Origin of the sequence: Streptomyces changchenzhani, assembly GCF_039766235.1 — a bacterium.
Taxonomy (GTDB): domain Bacteria; phylum Actinomycetota; class Actinomycetes; order Streptomycetales; family Streptomycetaceae; genus Streptomyces.
This window is the reverse complement of sequence record NZ_JBDHNH010000006.1, coordinates 93,107-111,575: the sequence shown is the minus strand read 5'-3', so window position 1 is coordinate 111,575 and position 18,469 is coordinate 93,107. Positions and strand designations below refer to the sequence as shown.

Here is an 18,469-nt window from a genome sequence, read left to right as displayed (position 1 = left end):
ATGAGCAAGATCCTGATCCGCGGTGCGAAGGTCCTGGGCGGCGAGCCGCAGGACGTCCTGATCGACGGTGAGACCATCGCCCAGGTCGGCGCCCACATCGAAGCGGGCGACGCGACCGTCGTCGAGGCGGCCGGCAAGGTCCTGCTGCCGGGCCTCGTCGACCTGCACACCCACCTGCGCGAGCCGGGCCGCGAGGACGCCGAGACCGTACTGACCGGCACCAGGGCTGCGGCCGTCGGCGGTTTCACGGCCGTCCACGCCATGGCCAACACCTTCCCCGTCGCCGACACGGCGGGCGTCGTCGAGCAGGTCTGGCGCCTCGGCAGGGAGTCCGGCTACTGCGACGTCCAGCCCATCGGCGCCGTCACCGTCGGACTGGAGGGCAAGAAGCTCGCCGAGCTCGGCGCCATGCACGACTCCGCCGCGAACGTGAAGGTCTTCTCCGACGACGGCAAGTGCGTCGACGACGCCGTGATCATGCGCCGCGCGCTGGAGTACGTGAAGGCCTTCGACGGCGTCGTCGCCCAGCACGCCCAGGAGCCCCGCCTCACCGAGGGCGCCCAGATGAACGAGGGCATCGTCTCCTCGGAGCTGGGCCTCGGCGGCTGGCCGTCCGTCGCCGAGGAGTCGATCATCGCCCGCGATGTCCTCCTCGCCGCCCACGTGGACTCACGCGTGCACATCTGCCACCTCTCGACCGCCGGCTCGGTGGAGATCGTCCGCTGGGCCAAGTCCAAGGGCTGGAACGTCACCGCCGAGGTCACCCCGCACCACCTGCTGCTGACGGACGAGCTGGTCCGTACGTACAACCCGGTCTACAAGGTGAACCCGCCACTGCGCACCGAGGCCGACGTCATGGCCCTGCGTGAGGCCCTCGCCGACGGCACCATCGACTGCGTCGCCACCGATCACGCCCCGCACCCGCACGAGGACAAGGACTGCGAGTGGGCCGCGGCCGCCATGGGCATGGTCGGTCTGGAGACCGCCCTGTCCGTCGTCCAGCAGACGATGGTGGACAGCGGCCTGATCGACTGGGCGGGCGTCGCGGACCGGATGTCCTTCCGGCCCGCGGCCATCGGCCGCCTGGAGGGCCACGGCCGCCCCGTCTCGGCAGGCGAGCCCGCGAACCTCACGCTCGTCGATCCGGCTTACCGTGGAACCGTGGACCCCTCGGGCTTCGCCTCCCGCAGCCGCAACACCCCCTACGAGGGCCGTGAGCTGCCGGGACGCGTCACCCACACCTGGCTGAGGGGCCGCGCGACGGTCGTTGACGGGATTCTGGCGTGACACCTTTCATTCATCTGGCCGCCGAGGCAGCCGAGGCCGCCGAGCAGAAGTCGGCCGAAGTGACCGACTGGGCCGCCCGCATCGGCTGGGTCGTCGCTCTGCTGCTCTTCATCACGCTCGTCTACTGGCTGATGCGCCAGGGCTGGAAGTGGCGCGGCACCCTCCAGTCGGACCTCCCCGAGCTGCCCACCGCGCCCGAATCACCCGGTGCGGCGAAGCTGAACATGAGCGGCCGCTACCACGGGTCGACGACCGCCGGGCACTGGCTCGACCGGATCGTGGCGCACGGTCTGGGCACCCGCAGCAAGGTCGAGCTGACGCTCACCGACGAGGGGCTCGATGTCGTACGCCCCGGGGCGAGCGACTTCTTCGTACCCGCGGCGGCGCTGCGCGAGGCCCGTCTCGACAAGGGCATCGCGGGCAAGGTCCTCGCCGAGGGCGGCCTGCTGGTCGTCACCTGGCAGCACGGGGACCAGCAGATCGACTCCGGCTTCCGCTCCGACCGGGCCGCCGAGCACGCGGCCTGGGTCGAGGCGATCAACACCATGAGCGACACCATCGGCAAGACCATCACGACGGAAGGCACCGCACGATGACGATCTCCACCCGGGGAGCCGGCAGGGCTCCCGCCGTACTCGTCCTGGAGGACGGTCGCAGCTTCCGCGGCCGTGCCTACGGGGCCGTGGGGGAGACCTTCGGCGAGGCGGTGTTCAACACCGGCATGACCGGCTACCAGGAAACCCTCACGGACCCGTCATACCACCGCCAGGTCGTCGTGATGACCGCCCCGCACATCGGCAACACCGGCATCAACGACGAGGACAACGAGTCCGGCAGGATCTGGGTCGCCGGTTACGTCGTGCGCGACCCCGCCCGCATCCCGTCCAGCTGGCGCTCGCGCCGCTCCCTCGACGACGAGCTGGTCGGACAGGGCGTCGTGGGTATCAGCGGCATCGACACCCGCGCCCTCACCCGCCACCTGCGCGAGCGCGGCGCCATGCGCGTCGGCATCTTCTCCGGCAAGGCGCTCGCCGACGAGGCCACGCTGCTCGCCCGCGTCCAGCAGGTCCCCGAGATGACGGGCGCCGACCTGGCCGCCGAGGTCACCACCAAGGAGGCGTACGTCGTGCCCGCGATCGGTGAGAAGAAGTTCACCGTCGCCGCCATCGACCTCGGCATCAAGGGCATGACCCCGCACCGGATGGCCCAGCGCGGCATCGAGGTGCACGTGCTGCCCGCCACGGCCACGGCCGACGACGTCTACGCGATCGAACCCGACGGCGTGTTCCTCTCCAACGGCCCCGGCGACCCCGCCACCGTCGACCTCACGGTCGTCAAGGCCGTCCTGGAGCGCAGGACCCCGCTCTTCGGCATCTGCTTCGGCAACCAGATCCTGGGCCGCGCGCTCGGCTTCGGCACGTACAAGCTCAAGTACGGCCACCGAGGCATCAACCAGCCGGTGAAGGACCGCTCCACCGGCAAGGTCGAGATCACCGCGCACAACCACGGATTCGCCGTCGACGCCCCGCTCGACAGGGTCTCCGACACCCCCTTCGGCCGCGCAGAGGTCTCCCACGTCTGTCTCAACGACAACGTGGTGGAGGGCCTCCGGCTGCTCGACCGGCCGGCCTTCAGCGTCCAGTACCACCCCGAGGCAGCAGCGGGTCCGCACGACGCCGCGTACCTGTTCGACCGCTTCACGTCTTTGATGGAAACCGCCCTGATGGAGGACCAGCGTGCCTAAGCGCACCGATATCCAGTCCGTCCTGGTCATCGGTTCAGGACCGATCGTCATCGGCCAGGCCGCGGAGTTCGACTACTCCGGCACCCAGGCCTGCCGCGTCCTGAAGGCCGAGGGCCTGCGGGTCATCCTGGTCAACTCCAACCCGGCGACGATCATGACCGACCCGGAGATCGCCGACGCGACGTACGTCGAGCCGATCACCCCGGAGTTCGTCGAGAAGATCATCGCCAAGGAGCGCCCCGACGCGCTGCTGCCGACCCTCGGCGGCCAGACCGCGCTCAACACCGCGATCTCCATGCACGAGCAGGGTGTGCTGGAGAAGTACGGCGTCGAGCTCATCGGCGCCAACGTCGAGGCCATCAACAAGGGCGAGGACCGCCAGCTCTTCAAGGGCGTCGTCGAGGCCGTGCACGCCAAGATCGGCCACGGCGAGTCCGCCCGCTCGGTCATCTGCCACACGATGGACGACATCATCGGCGGCGTCGAGACGCTCGGCGGCTACCCCGTCGTCGTCCGGCCCTCCTTCACCATGGGCGGCGCCGGCTCCGGCTTCGCACACGACGAGGAGGAACTGCGCCGCATCGCCGGACAGGGCCTGATGCTCTCGCCGACCACCGAAGTGCTCCTTGAGGAGTCCATCCTCGGCTGGAAGGAGTACGAGCTGGAGCTGATGCGCGACAAGAACGACAACGTCGTGGTCGTTTGCTCCATCGAGAACTTCGACCCGATGGGCGTGCACACCGGCGACTCGATCACCGTCGCCCCGGCGATGACGCTGACCGACCGCGAGTACCAGCGGCTGCGCGACGTGGGCATCGCGATCATCCGCGAGGTCGGCGTCGACACCGGCGGCTGCAACATCCAGTTCGCGATCGACCCCGAAGACGGCCGGATCATCGTCATCGAGATGAACCCGCGCGTCTCGCGCTCATCGGCGCTGGCCTCGAAGGCCACGGGCTTCCCGATCGCGAAGATCGCCGCGCGTCTGGCCGTCGGCTACACGCTGGACGAGATCCCCAACGACATCACCGAGAAGACCCCGGCGTCCTTCGAGCCCACCCTCGACTACGTCGTCGTCAAGGTGCCGCGCTTCGCCTTCGAGAAGTTCCCGGCCGCCGACGCCACCCTCACCACCACCATGAAGTCGGTGGGCGAGGCCATGGCGATCGGCCGCAACTTCACCGAGGCGCTCAACAAGGCGCTGCGCTCGCTGGAGAAGAAGGGCAGCCAGTTCACCTTCATCGGTGAGCCCGGCGACAAGGCCGCCCTTCTGGAGACCGCGAAGATCCCCACCGACGGGCGTATCAACACCGTCATGCAGGCGATGCGGGCCGGCGCCACCGCCGAGGAGATCTTCGACGCCACGAAGATCGACCCGTGGTTCGTCGACCAGATGTTCCTGATCAAGGAGCACGCCGACGAGCTCGCCGCCGCCGAGAAGCTCGACCCCGAGCTGCTCGCGGACGCGAAGCGGCACGGCTTCTCCGACGCCCAGATCGGCGAGATCCGCGGTCTGCGCGAGGACGTGGTCCGCGAGGTCAGGCACGCGCTCGGGGTCCGCCCGGTCTACAAGACGGTCGACACCTGCGCCGCCGAGTTCGCCGCCAACACCCCGTACTTCTACTCCTCGTACGACGAGGAGTCCGAGGTCGCACCGCGCACCAAGCCCGCGGTGATCATCCTGGGTTCGGGCCCGAACCGTATCGGCCAGGGCATCGAGTTCGACTACTCCTGCGTCCACGCCTCCTTCGCGCTCAGCGAGGCGGGCTACGAGACCGTGATGGTCAACTGCAACCCGGAGACCGTCTCCACCGACTACGACACCTCCGACCGCCTGTACTTCGAGCCGCTGACGCTTGAGGACGTGCTGGAGATCGTGCACGCCGAGTCCCTCGCGGGACCGATCGCCGGCGTCATCGTCCAGCTCGGCGGCCAGACCCCGCTGGGCCTCGCCCAGGCGCTCAAGGACAACGGCGTACCGGTCGTCGGCACCCCGCCGGAGGCCATCCACGCCGCCGAGGACCGCGGTGCCTTCGGCCGGGTCCTCGCCGAGGCCGGCCTGCCCGCACCCAAGCACGGCACCGCGACGACCTTCGCCGAGGCCAAGGCCATCGCCGACGAGATCGGCTACCCGGTGCTCGTACGCCCGTCGTACGTGCTGGGCGGGCGCGGCATGGAGATCGTGTACGACGAGACCCGCCTCTCCTCGTACATCGCCGAGTCCACCGAGATCAGCCCCACCCGGCCGGTCCTGGTCGACCGGTTCCTCGACGACGCGATCGAGATCGACGTCGACGCGCTCTACGACGGCACCGAGCTCTACCTCGGCGGCGTCATGGAGCACATCGAGGAAGCCGGCATCCACTCCGGCGACTCCGCCTGCGCGCTGCCCCCGATCACCCTCGGCGGCTTCGACATCAAGCGGCTGCGGATCTCCACGGAGGCCATCGCCAAGGGCGTCGGCGTCCGCGGACTGATCAACATCCAGTTCGCGCTGGCCGGCGACATCCTCTACGTCCTGGAGGCCAACCCGCGCGCCTCGCGTACCGTCCCCTTCACCTCGAAGGCGACCGCGGTGCCGCTCGCGAAGGCCGCCGCCCGCATCTCGCTGGGCGCCACCGTCGCCGAACTGCGCGCCGAGGGCCTCCTGCCGAAGACCGGCGACGGCGGCACCCTGCCGCAGGACGCGCCGATCTCCGTCAAGGAGGCCGTGATGCCGTGGAGCCGCTTCCGCGACATGCACGGACGTGGCGTCGACACCGTGCTCGGCCCGGAGATGCGCTCCACGGGCGAGGTCATGGGCATCGACTCGGTCTTCGGCACGGCGTACGCCAAGTCGCAGGCCGGCGCGTACGGCCCGCTGCCCACCAAGGGCCGCACCTTCATCTCGGTCGCCAACCGCGACAAGCGCTCGCTGATCTTCCCGGCCCGCGAGCTCGTCGCACAGGGCTTCGAGCTGCTCGCCACCTCCGGCACCGCCGAGGTGCTGCGCCGCAACGGCATCAACGCCACGGTGGTGCGCAAGCTGAGTGAGGGCGAGGGCCCGAACGGCGAGAAGACCATCGTCCAGCTCATCCACGACGGTGAGGTCGACCTCATCATCAACACGCCGTACGGCACGGGCGGCCGCCTCGACGGCTACGAGATCCGCACGGCGGCCGTGGCGCGCGGCGTCCCGTGCCTGACGACGGTCCAGGCGCTCGCCGCCGCAGTCCAGGGCATCGACGCACTCAGGCGCGGCGACGTCGGCGTCCGTTCCCTCCAGGAACACGCCGAGCACCTGACCGCGGCCCGCGCGGAATAGGGCGAACGAGGGGGACACCGGCCGGTGTCCCCCTCTTCATGAGCCCTCTTGATGAGCCCCCTTCATGAGCGTCTGCCTCATGAGCCCCTCCCGCCCCTCGTTCAGAAGGCACACGCAGCCCATGTACAAGCTCTTCTTCAACCTCGTCTTCCAGCGCATGGACCCCGAGCAGGCCCACTACCTGGCCTTCCGCTGGATCCGCCTGGCGGCCCGCGTCCCGGTCCTGCGCACCCTCGTCGCGGCCGCCCTCGCGCCCCGCTACGAGGAACTGCGCACCGAGGCACTCGGCCTGCGCATGCAAGGGCCCTTCGGCCTCGCCGCCGGCTTCGACAAGAACGCCGTGGCGGTCGACGGGATGTCGATGCTGGGCTTCGACCACATCGAGATCGGTACGGTCACCGCCCAGCCGCAGCCGGGCAACCCCAAGAAGCGCCTCTTCCGCCTCGTGAAGGACCGTGCGCTCATCAACCGCATGGGGTTCAACAACGAGGGTTCCGAAGCGGTGGCGGCCCGCCTGGCAGCCCGTAACCCGGTCTTCAGGACGACCGTCGGCGTCAACATCGGCAAGACCAAGGCCGTCACGGAGGAGGAGGCCATCGGCGACTACGTCACCTCCACCGAGCGCCTCGCCGCCCACGCCGACTACCTCGTGGTCAACGTCTCCTCCCCGAACACCCCCGGCCTGCGCGACCTCCAGGCCACCGAGGCCCTGCGCCCGCTGCTCAGTGCCGTGCGCGAGGCGGCCGACCGCACGGTCACCGGCCGCCGCGTCCCGCTCCTGGTGAAGATCGCGCCCGACCTGGCCGACGAGGACGTCGACGCCGTCGCCGACCTGGCCCTGGAGCTCGGCCTGGACGGCATCATCGCCACCAACACCACCATCGCCCGAGAGAGCCTCGGCCTGAAGTCGGACCCGGCCCTGGTCAAGGAGACCGGCGGACTGTCCGGAGCGCCCGTCAAGGAGCGCTCCCTGGAGGTCCTGAGCCGCCTGTACGCGCGCGTGGGCGACCGGATCACCCTGGTGGGCGTCGGAGGCATTGAGAACGCCGAGGACGCCTGGCAGCGCATCCTCGCGGGCGCCACGCTCGTCCAGGGCTATAGCGCCTTCGTCTACGAGGGCCCGTTCTGGGCCCGCGCCGTCCACAAGGGCCTGGCCTCGCGTCTTGCCAACAGCCCGTACGCCACCCTCGCCGACGCCGTCGGCGCCGGGACCAGGAAGGCCGCCCGATGACCGCGGAAAACCCCGCAGGCGCCGGATCCCCGGGCGCCGTCGAAACCTTCGGTGCGCGCCTGCGCCACGCCATGGACACCCGTGGCCCGCTCTGCGTCGGCATCGACCCGCACGCCTCGCTGCTCCACGCGTGGGGCCTGGGCGACGACATCGGCGGCCTGACGGCCTTCACCCGTACGGTCGTCGACGCGCTGGCCGACCGGGTCGCCGTGCTCAAGCCGCAGTCGGCCTTCTATGAGCGCTTCGGCTCGCGGGGCATCGCGGTCCTGGAGAAGGCCGTCGAGGAGGCGCGCGCGGCCGGGGCGCTCGTGCTGATGGACGCCAAGCGCGGCGACATCGGCTCGACCATGGGCGCGTACGCCGCCACCTACCTGGACAAGGACTCGCCGCTCTTCTGCGACGCGGTCACGGTCTCGCCGTACCTGGGCTTCGGATCGCTGCGCCCGGCACTGGACGCGGCGCGGGTCAGCGGGGCGGGCGTCTTCGTGCTCGCCCTGACCTCCAACCCGGAGGGCGCGGAGGTCCAGCGTGCGACGGTGGCCGACGGGCGCTCGCTCGCGCAGGTGATGCTCGACCACATGGCGGCCGAGAACGCGGGCGCCACGCCGCTGGGCTCGGTCGGCGCGGTGGTCGGCGCGACACTCGGCGACGCGGGTGTCGACCTGGCGATCAACGGCCCGCTGCTGGCGCCCGGCATCGGCGCGCAGGGCGCGACCCCGGCCGATCTGCCGGTTGTCTTCGGGTCCGCCGTCGGCAATGTCGTCCCGAGCGTGAGTCGTGGCGTACTCCGCCACGGCCCGGATGCCGCCGGACTGCGGGAATCCGCTTCCCGCTTCGCCGACGAGGTGCGGGCGGCGGTCTCGGGGGCGTGACAGGGCGCCAGCCAGGCACCTGTCGCCCGGTTGCCGTCGGGTGCGCGGGCCGTGTTGACGGAATCCTTACCCAAAACCGGGGTGATATGACCGAAATATCCCAGCCGGTGGAGGCTGACCAGGACTTTTCGTCTGTTCTCGCTGACTGGAGCGGTCCTGGCCGCTAGTCTCCGTCGAGAGCAAACGCGCAACTCCGTTGTTCGTTGCTCGCCGTGGTGTGGGGCGACCAGCTTCCTCACCGGTCCGTATCCGACAGTTCGACATCCGAGGTGACGTAGGCGTGGCTCTTCCGCCCCTTACCCCTGAACAGCGCGCAGCCGCGCTCGAAAAGGCCGCCGCGGCTCGCCGGGAGCGGGCCGAGGTCAAGAATCGGCTCAAGCACTCCGGTGCCTCGCTCCATGAGGTCATCAAGCAGGGCCGGGAGAACGATGTCATCGGCAAGATGAAGGTCTCGGCCCTTCTTGAGTCACTGCCCGGCGTGGGCAAGGTCCGCGCCAAGCAGATCATGGAGCGACTGGGGATCTCCGAAAGCCGCCGTGTGCGCGGTCTCGGGTCCAATCAGATCGCCTCTTTGGAGCGTGAGTTCGGCGGCGGCGCCGCCTGACGTTCTCGGGCACTCCCGAGAAGCTGGATAATCAGCTCCATGGCTGCAACATCCCGGGGGATGCCCCCCGTACCCCCGGACGTACGTCCGCGGCTGACCGTGCTCTCCGGCCCTTCCGGGGTCGGCAAGAGCACGGTCGTCGCCCATATGCGGAAGGTCCACCCTGAGGTCTGGCTCTCGGTGTCGGCCACCACACGCAAGCCGCGCCCCGGCGAGCGTCACGGCATCCAGTACTTCTTCGTCAGTGACGACGAGTTCGACAAGCTGATCGCCAATGGCGAGCTGCTGGAGTGGGCCGAGTTCGCCGGCAACCGGTACGGCACGCCCCGGCGTGCCGTGAGCGACCGGATCGACGCGGGCGAGGCCGTGCTCCTGGAGATCGATCTCCAGGGCGCCCGGCTGGTCCGCGAGTCGATGCCCGAGGCCCGGCTGGTCTTCCTGGCCCCGCCCAGCTGGGACGAGCTGGTGCGCAGGCTGACCGGTCGCGGCACCGAGGCCCCCGACGTCATCGAGCGCAGGCTGGCGGCCGCCAAGATCGAACTCGCCGCCGAGGCGGAGTTCGATACGACCCTTGTCAACACCTCGGTCGAGGACGTGGCGCGCGAGCTGCTAACGTTGATGGAAGTTGCTTGATCTCTGTCCACTTTTTCGGAAGGTAGAGCGTGTCCTCTTCCATTTCCACGCCCGAGGGCATCATCAACCCGCCGATCGACGAGCTGCTCGAGGCTACGGACTCGAAGTACAGCCTCGTGATCTACGCGGCAAAGCGTGCGCGTCAGATCAATGCGTACTACTCGCAGCTCGGTGAGGGTCTGCTCGAGTACGTCGGTCCTCTGGTGGACACCCACGTCCACGAGAAGCCGCTCTCGATCGCCCTGCGCGAGATCAACGCGGGTCTGCTGACCTCCGAGCCCATTGAGGGCCCCGCTCAGTAGCACCACGCGCAGGAATAATTTTCACCACAGGCCCGGCAGCGCGACTGCCGGGCCTGTGGTGTGTCATATGACGTGTCGCAGGACGTCGTTTTTGGTTGCGTCAGTGTTTTGGTTACGTCAGTTCTGGTTGCCGGCCGTTTGGGAGACGCAGTGGACAAGCCGAGTGTCGTGCTGGGGGTCAGCGGGGGAATCGCCGCCTACAAGGCGTGCGAGCTGCTGCGACGGCTGACCGAGTCCGGCCACGACGTACGGGTCGTACCGACCGAGGCGTCCCTGAACTTCGTGGGTGGGGCCACCTGGTCGGCGCTTTCGGGCAACCCGGTCTCGACCGAGGTCTGGGACGCGGTCCACCAGGTCCCGCACGTACGCATCGGACAGACCGCTGATCTGGTTGTGGTGGCCCCCGCCACCGCCGACCTGCTGGCCAGGGCGGCCCACGGCCTCGCCGACGACCTGCTGACCAATACCCTGCTGACCGCCCGCTGTCCGGTGATCTTTGCGCCCGCGATGCACACCGAGATGTGGGAGCACCCGGCCACCCGGGAGAACGTCGCGACGCTGCGCCGCCGCGGTGCGGTCGTCATTGAGCCCGCGGTCGGCCGGCTCACCGGCGTGGACACGGGCAAGGGCCGGCTGCCGGACCCGGGTGAGATCTTCGAGGTCTGCCGCCTGGTGCTGGCGCGCGGTGTCCGCGAGCCCGACCTGGCCGGTCGGCACGTCGTGATCAGCGCGGGCGGTACGCGCGAGCCGCTCGACCCCGTGCGCTACCTGGGGAACCGTTCCTCCGGGAAGCAGGGATACGCCCTGGCCCGTACCGCCGTCGCGCGCGGCGCCCGGGTCACGCTCATCGAGGCCAACACCGGCCTGCCCGACCCGGCGGGCGCCGACATCGTCCGGATCGGGACGGCGGTGCAACTGCGCGAGGCCGTGCTCAAGGCAGCGGCGGACGCCGATGTGGTGGTGATGGCTGCCGCGGTGGCCGATTTCCGCCCTTCGGCGTACGCCGAAGGCAAAATCAAGAAAAAGGACGGCCAGGAGCCCGCCGCCGTCGAGCTGGTCCGTAATCCGGACATCCTCGCCGAGATCTCGGCGGAGCGGGCCAGGCCGGGACAGGTGGTCGTCGGCTTCGCCGCGGAGACCGACAACGTCCTGGCCAACGCCCGGGAAAAGCTCCAGCGCAAGGGCTGTGACCTGCTAGTCGTCAATGAGGTGGGGGAGCGCAAGACCTTCGGCTCGGAGGAGAACGAAGCCGTCGTGCTTGCTGCGGACGGGGGCGAGACTCCGGTGCCGTACGGACCCAAGGAGGCCTTGGCCGACACGGTCTGGGATCTGGTGACAAGTCGGCTCGGTTAAATCTCCGTGCGGCTCGGCGGGCCGGAAGGAGTCCCTCCGTGGCCGAAAACCGGTGGAAACACGACTTTTCGGCCTCTGGTGGGAGGCGATGGTCGTACTGCACAATGCAGTGCCGCGGACCACGGCGCTCCCACGGAGCGAGACGCGTGGTCCGGTCGCCGGAAGGGACCGATAAACTGGTCCAGGACCGACGCCGGGCGCAGCTCCCGGCCGGTCCGCCAATGATGAGCCAGCAGCCGCTGCAACCCCAGGGAGCGTTGTGTCCCGTCGTCTGTTCACTTCGGAGTCTGTGACCGAAGGTCACCCCGACAAGATCGCTGACCAGATCAGCGACACGATTCTTGACGCGCTCCTGCGGGAGGACCCGGCTTCCCGGGTCGCCGTGGAGACCTTGATCACTACCGGCCTGGTGCATGTGGCCGGCGAGGTCACCACCAAAGCCTGGGCCGACATCCCGACGCTCGTCCGCAACAAGATCCTCGAAATCGGCTACGACTCCTCGAAGAAGGGCTTCGACGGCGCCTCCTGCGGCGTTTCGGTGTCCATCGGCTCACAGTCCGCCGACATCGCGCAGGGCGTCGACACGGCGTACGAGAAGCGGGTCGAGGGTGCCGCCGCAGGTGACGAGGGCGACGAGCTCGACAAACAGGGCGCCGGCGACCAGGGCCTGATGTTCGGGTACGCCTGCGACGAGACGCCCGAGCTGATGCCGCTGCCGATCCACCTGGCGCACCGGCTCTCGCGCCGGCTCTCCGAGGTCCGTAAGAACGGGACCATCCCGTACCTGCGCCCCGACGGCAAGACCCAGGTGACCATCGAGTACGACGGCGACAAGGCCGTCCGCCTCGACACGGTCGTCGTCTCCTCGCAGCATGCCTCGGACATCGACCTGGACTCGCTGCTCTCGCCCGACATCCGCGAGTTCGTCGTCGAGCACGTGCTGGGTCAGCTCATCGAGGACGGCATCAAGCTGGACACCGAGGGCTATCGCCTGCTGGTCAACCCGACCGGCCGCTTCGAGATCGGCGGCCCGATGGGCGACGCCGGCCTCACCGGCCGCAAGATCATCATCGACACGTACGGCGGCATGGCCCGCCACGGCGGCGGCGCGTTCTCGGGCAAGGACCCGTCGAAGGTGGACCGCTCGGCCGCGTACGCGATGCGCTGGGTCGCCAAGAACGTGGTGGCCGCGGGTCTCGCCGCGCGCTGCGAGGTCCAGGTCGCGTACGCGATCGGCAAGGCCGAGCCGGTCGGCCTCTTCGTGGAGACCTTCGGCACGGCCACGGTCGACAGCGAGAAGATCGAGCACGCGATCGCCACGGTCTTCGACCTCCGCCCGGCCGCGATCATCCGCGACCTCGACCTGCTGCGCCCGATCTACGCGCAGACCGCGGCGTACGGCCACTTCGGCCGGGAGCTCCCGGACTTCACCTGGGAGCGCACGGACCGCGTGGACGCGCTGCGCGAGGCCGCGGGTCTGTAACCAGCCTCTGCTCGTCGCCGATGTACGCGTACGGCCCCGGACCGCACTGGTCCGGGGCCGTACGCGTGGCGTCGGGTCCCTGGTCTGTCAGCGCTGTCAGTGCGGTCTGGTAGGAATTTGGCTGTGAGCAGCGAAAACGAGCAGCCCGAAGAGGCTCCGGCCACGGCCGGGGTGCCGGAGCAGCTTGCGCTCATTCGGGAGAGTGTGGGCCGGGCGAAGGTGCCGCGGGCCAAGCCGCGGACGTGGCGGGGGGCCGCGCTGGCCAAGGTGTTGCCGGTGGCGCGGGTCGTGGTGAACAAGGGCGTGCTGCATCTTGATCAGTACTTCGACTACGCCGTGCCCGAGGAGCTGGGCGCCGACGCTCAGCCGGGGGTGCGGGTGCGGGTGCGGTTCGGGGCCGGGGCGCATCAGGTGCGGGACGGGCGACGGGAGGGCGGGGGGCTGATCGACGGGTTTCTCGTCGAGCGGCGCGCCGACTCCGACTACCAGGGGGCCCTCGCCGCGCTCGCCGGAGTGGTGTCGCCGGAGCCCGTGCTGAGTGCGGAGCTGCTGGGGCTGGCCCGTGCGGTGGCCGACCGTTACGCGGGGAGCCTGGCCGACGTACTGCAGCTGGCCGTGCCGCCGCGCAACGCCAGGGCCGAGGGGAAGGCCTCGCCGGAGCCGTTGCCGGCGCCCGCGATGCCCGAGCCCGGCACGTGGGGGCGGTATGCGAAGGGCGCCGCGTTCCTGGAGGCGCTGGGGCAGGGCGGCGCGCCGCGGGCGGTGTGGACGGCGCTTCCCGGGGCGCACTGGGCCGAGGAGATCGCCCGGGCCGCCGCCGCGACGCTGGCCTCCGGGCGGGGGGCGCTGATCGTGGTGGGGGACGGGCGCAGCGCGGCGCGGGTGGACGCGGCGCTGACCGGGCTGCTCGGCGACGGGCGGCACGCGCTGCTCACCGCCGACGCCGGGCCCGAGAAGCGCTACCGGCAGTGGCTCGCGGTGCGGCGCGGTGCGGTGCGGGCCGTGGTCGGGACGCGGGCCGCGATGTTCGCGCCGGTGCGGGACCTGGGGCTCGTCATCATCTGGGACGACGGAGACTCCAGCCACAGCGAGCCGCACGCACCGCTGCCGCACGCGCGCGAGGTGCTTCAGCTGCGGGCCACGCACGACAAGTGCGGCTTTCTGCTGGGCGGCACGAGCTGCACCGTGGAGGCGGCCCAGCTCGTTGAGAGCGGCTGGGCGCTGCCGCTCGTCGCCGACCGCGAGCGGGTGCGTGCCACGGCGCCGCTGGTGCGGACGGTGGGCGACGCCGAGCTGGCGCGCGACGAGGCTGCGCGGGCCGCGCGGCTGCCCAGCCTGGCCTGGCAGACCGTACGGGAAGGGCTCAAGAGCGGCCCGGTCCTGGTGCAGGTGCCGCGGCGCGGGTACGTACCGCGGCTGGCCTGCGAGCGGTGCCGTACGCCCGCGCGGTGCGCGCACTGCTCCGGGCCGCTGGAGGCGCCGGACGAGCGGGAGTTGATGTGCGGGTGGTGCGGGCGCGGCTCGACCGGCTGGCACTGCACCGAGTGCGGGGGCAAGCGGCTGCGTGCGCAGGTCGTCGGCGCGCGCAGGACCGCCGAGGAACTGGGGCGGGCGTTTCCCGCGGTGCCGGTGCGCACGTCCGGGCGCGACCATGTGCTGGACACCGTGCCGGGGCAGCCCGCGCTCGTGGTGAGCACGCCGGGGGCCGAGCCGGTCGCCGACGGAGGGTACGCGGCGGCGCTGCTGCTCGACGGGTGGGCGATGCTCGGGCGCCCGGACCTGCGGGCGGGTGAGGAGGCGCTGCGGCGCTGGATCGCCGCCGCGTCGCTGGTCCGGAGTCAGAGCGACGGCGGCACTGTGGTGATCGTCGCCGAGCCGACGCTGCGTCCTGTGCAGGCGCTGGTGCGGTGGGACCCGGTCGGGCACGCGCTGCGGGAGCTGGCGGAGCGGGCCGAGCTGGGCTTTCCGCCGGTGTCGCGGATGGCCGCGGTGAGCGGGCGGGCGGAGGCGCTCGCGGCGTTCGTGGCCGCGGCGGAGCTGCCGGCGGATGTGGAGCTGCTGGGGCCCGTCCCCGTCGCGGCCCCCGATCCCGGCAGGCCACGCAGACCCGGGGACCCGCCGACGGGGGAGCACTGGGAGCGCGTGCTGTTGCGGGTGCCACCGGGGAGCGGGGCGGCGCTCGCTGCCGCGCTCAAGGCGGCTCAGGCGGGGCGAATGGCGCGGGGCGGGGGGGAGCCCGTGCGGATCAGGATCGACCCGCCGGACATTGGGTGAGGGCGGCCCGGTCCGGGCCGGCCTTGGCCGTCCCGTTGTACGTGGGTTTCGTACGGCGGGACGGCCGGGGGAGTCGGGTCAGCCGTTGCGGGGGCCCGGGAAGGCGCTGGGGCGTGCCTCCTCGCGCATCGACTGGCTGCTCGCCGTCGGCTGCGGCGGCATGGAGCGGGCGGCGGGTACGGCGGGCAGGCCCGGCGGGACCGGCAGTGTGCGTGTCGCGGCGGGCAATGTCGGCTCCGTGTTGAGCTCGGCGTCGACGGGGATACCGGGCTGGGCAGTGCGGCGTGCGCCGTAGCGTCGGTGCACCGCCTGCTTGGTGACCCCGAGTGCGGAGCCGACCGCGTCCCACGAGAAGCCGAGCGAACGGTCGAAGTCCACGGCGGCTGTCACCAGGGTCTCGACACTGTCCCGCAGCTCCTGTGCGAGGCGGACGGTCGGGGCGGGTGCCCTGCCGTAGACGACGAAGCCCGCGGAAGGGCCGGAGCGGCGCGGGCGGTAGACGTTGCCGAGCTGCGCGGTGAGGGTGCGCAGCGCGTCCACCTGCCTGCGGACCCGCTCGATGTCCCGTACCAACAGATGCAGGCTGGCCCGCGCTTGGGCGTCGTGGGTGGCGTGGTCGGCCATGAACAAGCCTCTCGAACCGGCGTGGAATAAGGATCGGGCCGCATGTGCGGCCCGTTCTGGTCAATCTCTCTTGACCAACGCGTCACTGGGTGTCTGGGTCACGCTGCGGGGGCGTGTCCGTATTCGGGTGGGGCGCGCGAAGGCGCGTACGCCCCCCGGTGCCGAGGCCCGCGCAGGCCCCTAGACTGGTGCGCCTCTTGAATCCGCGCCCGAATTCCACGCCCGATCGCGCACCCGGCTCCGCACCGTCCCGACCTTCCCGACCGAGAGGCTCGCGCCACCGATGAAGCTCGTCTTCGCAGGCACCCCCGAGGTCGCCGTCCCCGCCCTGGACGCCCTGATCGCTTCCGACCGGCACGAGGTGGCCGCCGTCGTCACCCGGCCCGACGCCCCCGCGGGGCGCGGCCGCAGGCTGGTCGCCAGCCCCGTCGCCGAGCGCGCCGAGGAGGCCGGGATCGAGGTGCTCAAGCCCGCCAAGCCGCGCGACGAGGACTTCCTGGCGCGGCTGCGCGAGATCGCCCCCGACTGCTGCCCCGTCGTCGCGTACGGCGCGCTGCTCCCCAAGACCGCCCTCGCGGTCCCCGCCCGGGGCTGGGTCAACCTGCACTTCTCGCTGCTGCCCGCCTGGCGCGGCGCCGCCCCCGTGCAGCACGCGATCCTCGCGGGCGACGAGGTCACGGGCGCTTCGACGTTCCTCATCGAGGAAGGCCTGGACTCCGGACCCGTGTACGGCGTGCTCACTGAGCAGGTGCGGCCCACGGACACCAGCGGCGATCTGCTGACCCGCCTCGCCTTCGCAGGATCCGGGCTGCTGGTCGCCACCATGGACGGCATCGAGGACGGCACCCTGCACGCCGTGCCGCAGTCCCCGGACGGCCTGTCCCTCGCGCCGAAGATCACTGTCGATGACGCGCGGGTGGACTGGACGGCGCCCGCGCTGCGCGTCGACCGCGTGGTGCGCGGCTGCACGCCGGCGCCCGGTGCGTGGACGGTCTTCCGCGGCGAGCGGCTCAAGCTGGTCGCCGCGAAGCCGGTGCCCGACCACCAGGGCCTGGCCCCCGGCGAGCTCGCCGCGGCCAAGAAGAATGTGTACGTCGGCACCGGATCGCACGCCGTGGAGCTCCTCTGGGTCCAGCCGCAGGGCAAGAAGCCGATGCTCGCCGCCGACTGGGCGCGTGGTGTGCGGATCGCCCCGGGCGAGCGCCTCGGCGTGGCGGACGTACGCTGAGAGGGATCGTCCCCCATTCAAGCGGAGCACCTTTTACGTGAACGCCCAGCCTCCCAGCAGTTCCAGCGGCCCCGGCAGTCCCAGTAGCCCCGGCAGTCCCGCCAAGCGACCGCACAAACCGCACCGGCGTCCGAAGAAGGACCCGGTCCGCTTTCTCGCCTTCGAGGCGATGCGCGCGGTCGACGAGCGCGACGCGTACGCGAACCTCGCCCTGCCGCCGCTGCTCAAGAAGGCCCGCGCCAAGGGCGACTTCGACGACCGCGACGCGGCCCTCGCGACCGAGCTGGTCTACGGGACGCTGCGCCGCCAGGGCACGTACGACGCGGTCATCGCGGCCTGCATCGACCGTCCGCTGCGCGAAGTGGACCCGCCGGTCCTCGATGTGCTGGCGCTCGGCGCGCACCAGCTGCTCAGTACCCGCATCCCCACCCACGCCGCCGTCTCCGCGAGCGTGGAGCTGGCGCGCGTGGTGCTCGGTGAGGGGCGGGCGAAGTTCGTCAACGCGGTGCTGCGCAAGATCGCCGCGCAGGACCTCGAAGCCTGGGTGGCCCAGGTCGCGCCCCCGTACGACGACGACGCCGAGGCACACCTCGCCGTGGTCCACTCCCACCCGCGCTGGATCGTCGCCGCGCTCTGGGACGCGCTGGGCGGCGGCCGGGCCGGCCTGGAGGACCTTCTGGAGGCGGACAACGAGCGGCCCGAGGTGACGCTCGTCGCCCGCCCCGGCCGCTCCACCCCCAAGGAACTCCTCGAAGCACTGGGGGAGGACTCCGGGCTGCCCGGCCGCTGGTCGCCGTATGCCGTGCGGCTGGCCGAGGGCGGCGAGCCCGGGGCCATCACGGCCGTGCAGGAGGGCCGCGCCGGCGTCCAGGACGAGGGCAGTCAGCTCGTCGCGCTCGCGCTGGCCGAGGCGCCGCTGGAGGGCCCCGACACCCACTGGCTCGACATCTGCGCAGGCCCCGGCGGCAAGGCCGCCCTGCTGGCCGCGCTGGCCGCCGAGCGCGGCGCCGCCCTGCTGGCCTCCGAGAAGCTCCCGCACCGCGCCCGGCTCGTCGAGCGGTCGCTGGCGGGCAACCCCGGCCCGTACCAGGTCATCGCCGCCGACGGCACCCGCCCGCCGTGGCTCCCCGGCATCTTCGACCGCGTCCTGGTCGACGTCCCCTGCTCCGGTCTCGGCGCGCTGCGGCGCAGGCCCGAGTCGCGCTGGCGGCGCAAGGCCGAGGACCTGGAGGGCTTCGCGCCGCTTCAGCGCGCCCTGCTGCGTGAGGCGTTCACGGCGGTACGGGTCGGCGGGGTCGTCGCGTACGCCACCTGTTCACCGCACCTCGCCGAGACCCGGGTCGTCGTCGACGACGTACTCAAGGGGCACGGCGGGCAGCAGACGATCGAGGCGGAGTGGATCGACGCCAGACCGCTGATGCAGAGCGTGCCGGGACTTGGCGACGGGCCCGACGTACAGCTGTGGCCGCATCTGCACGGGACCGACGCCATGTACCTGGCGCTGCTGAGGCGTACCGCCTGACGGCGGGC

15 protein-coding genes are annotated in these 18,469 nt (G+C 71.2%); 14 read left to right on the top strand and 1 reads right to left on the bottom strand.

Annotated features, from left to right (window positions below; all coding sequences use genetic code 11):
- From ABCR94_RS19985 to ABCR94_RS19930, 12 genes are all read left to right on the top strand, one after another.
- The gene (locus tag ABCR94_RS19985) at window positions 1-1,287 is read left to right on the top strand and encodes a dihydroorotase (protein ID WP_347120890.1); all 1,287 of its coding nucleotides are present in this window, start codon (window positions 1-3) and stop codon (window positions 1,285-1,287) included.
- Entirely contained in the window at window positions 1,284-1,883 is a 600-nt protein-coding gene (locus ABCR94_RS19980) for a PH-like domain-containing protein (RefSeq protein WP_347120889.1), read from the top strand. Before ABCR94_RS19985 ends, ABCR94_RS19980 begins: the two co-directional genes overlap by 4 nt.
- Entirely contained in the window at window positions 1,880-3,031 is a 1,152-nt protein-coding gene (gene carA / locus ABCR94_RS19975; protein WP_347120887.1) for a glutamine-hydrolyzing carbamoyl-phosphate synthase small subunit, read from the top strand. Before ABCR94_RS19980 ends, carA begins: the two co-directional genes overlap by 4 nt.
- Window positions 3,024-6,335, top strand: coding sequence for a carbamoyl-phosphate synthase large subunit (gene carB / locus ABCR94_RS19970; RefSeq protein ID WP_347120885.1), 3,312 nt, complete (start codon window positions 3,024-3,026; stop codon window positions 6,333-6,335). The genes carA and carB overlap by 8 nt, the downstream gene beginning before the upstream one ends.
- A gap of 121 nt (window positions 6,336-6,456) precedes the next feature.
- On the top strand, window positions 6,457-7,566 hold the full coding sequence (locus ABCR94_RS19965; RefSeq protein WP_347120884.1) for a quinone-dependent dihydroorotate dehydrogenase: 1,110 nt from the start codon (window positions 6,457-6,459) through the stop codon (window positions 7,564-7,566).
- Window positions 7,563-8,438: an orotidine-5'-phosphate decarboxylase gene (gene pyrF / locus ABCR94_RS19960; protein ID WP_347120882.1), complete on the top strand. Its 876-nt coding sequence runs from the start codon at window positions 7,563-7,565 to the stop codon at window positions 8,436-8,438. The genes ABCR94_RS19965 and pyrF overlap by 4 nt, the downstream gene beginning before the upstream one ends.
- Window positions 8,439-8,718: 280 nt before the next feature.
- Window positions 8,719-9,042, top strand: a complete 324-nt coding sequence (locus ABCR94_RS19955; protein WP_015607350.1) for an integration host factor — start codon at window positions 8,719-8,721, stop codon at window positions 9,040-9,042.
- A 39-nt stretch (window positions 9,043-9,081) separates the two neighbouring features.
- Window positions 9,082-9,675 carry a guanylate kinase gene (gene gmk / locus ABCR94_RS19950; protein WP_347120880.1) on the top strand — a complete coding sequence of 198 codons (594 nt, stop codon included), beginning with the start codon at window positions 9,082-9,084 and terminating at the stop codon, window positions 9,673-9,675.
- A gap of 29 nt (window positions 9,676-9,704) precedes the next feature.
- Window positions 9,705-9,977, top strand: coding sequence for a DNA-directed RNA polymerase subunit omega (rpoZ, locus tag ABCR94_RS19945; RefSeq protein ID WP_347120878.1), 273 nt, complete (start codon window positions 9,705-9,707; stop codon window positions 9,975-9,977).
- Between the two features lie 150 nt (window positions 9,978-10,127).
- Window positions 10,128-11,330 carry a bifunctional phosphopantothenoylcysteine decarboxylase/phosphopantothenate--cysteine ligase CoaBC gene (coaBC, locus tag ABCR94_RS19940; protein WP_347120876.1) on the top strand — a complete coding sequence of 401 codons (1,203 nt, stop codon included), beginning with the start codon at window positions 10,128-10,130 and terminating at the stop codon, window positions 11,328-11,330.
- Between the two features lie 259 nt (window positions 11,331-11,589).
- Window positions 11,590-12,813 (top strand): methionine adenosyltransferase, encoded by a 1,224-nt coding sequence (gene metK / locus ABCR94_RS19935; RefSeq protein ID WP_347120874.1) that lies wholly within the window; start codon window positions 11,590-11,592, stop codon window positions 12,811-12,813.
- Between the two features lie 123 nt (window positions 12,814-12,936).
- Window positions 12,937-15,087: a primosomal protein N' gene (locus tag ABCR94_RS19930; RefSeq protein ID WP_347120873.1), complete on the top strand. Its 2,151-nt coding sequence runs from the start codon at window positions 12,937-12,939 to the stop codon at window positions 15,085-15,087.
- Window positions 15,088-15,165: 78 nt separating this feature from the next.
- Here ABCR94_RS19930 and ABCR94_RS19925 read toward each other — a convergent pair whose 3' ends face one another.
- A complete protein-coding gene (locus tag ABCR94_RS19925) occupies window positions 15,166-15,711 on the bottom strand; it encodes a hypothetical protein (protein WP_347120872.1) in 546 nt (181 codons plus the stop codon).
- Window positions 15,712-15,994: 283 nt separating this feature from the next.
- On the opposite strand from ABCR94_RS19925, the gene fmt reads away from it, so the two are divergent.
- Complete coding sequence (fmt, locus tag ABCR94_RS19920) at window positions 15,995-16,939, top strand: methionyl-tRNA formyltransferase (RefSeq protein WP_347120871.1); 945 nt, start codon at window positions 15,995-15,997, stop codon at window positions 16,937-16,939.
- Between the two features lie 37 nt (window positions 16,940-16,976).
- On the top strand, window positions 16,977-18,461 hold the full coding sequence (locus ABCR94_RS19915) for an RsmB/NOP family class I SAM-dependent RNA methyltransferase (protein WP_347120869.1): 1,485 nt from the start codon (window positions 16,977-16,979) through the stop codon (window positions 18,459-18,461).
- Window positions 18,462-18,469: the final 8 nt, after the last annotated feature.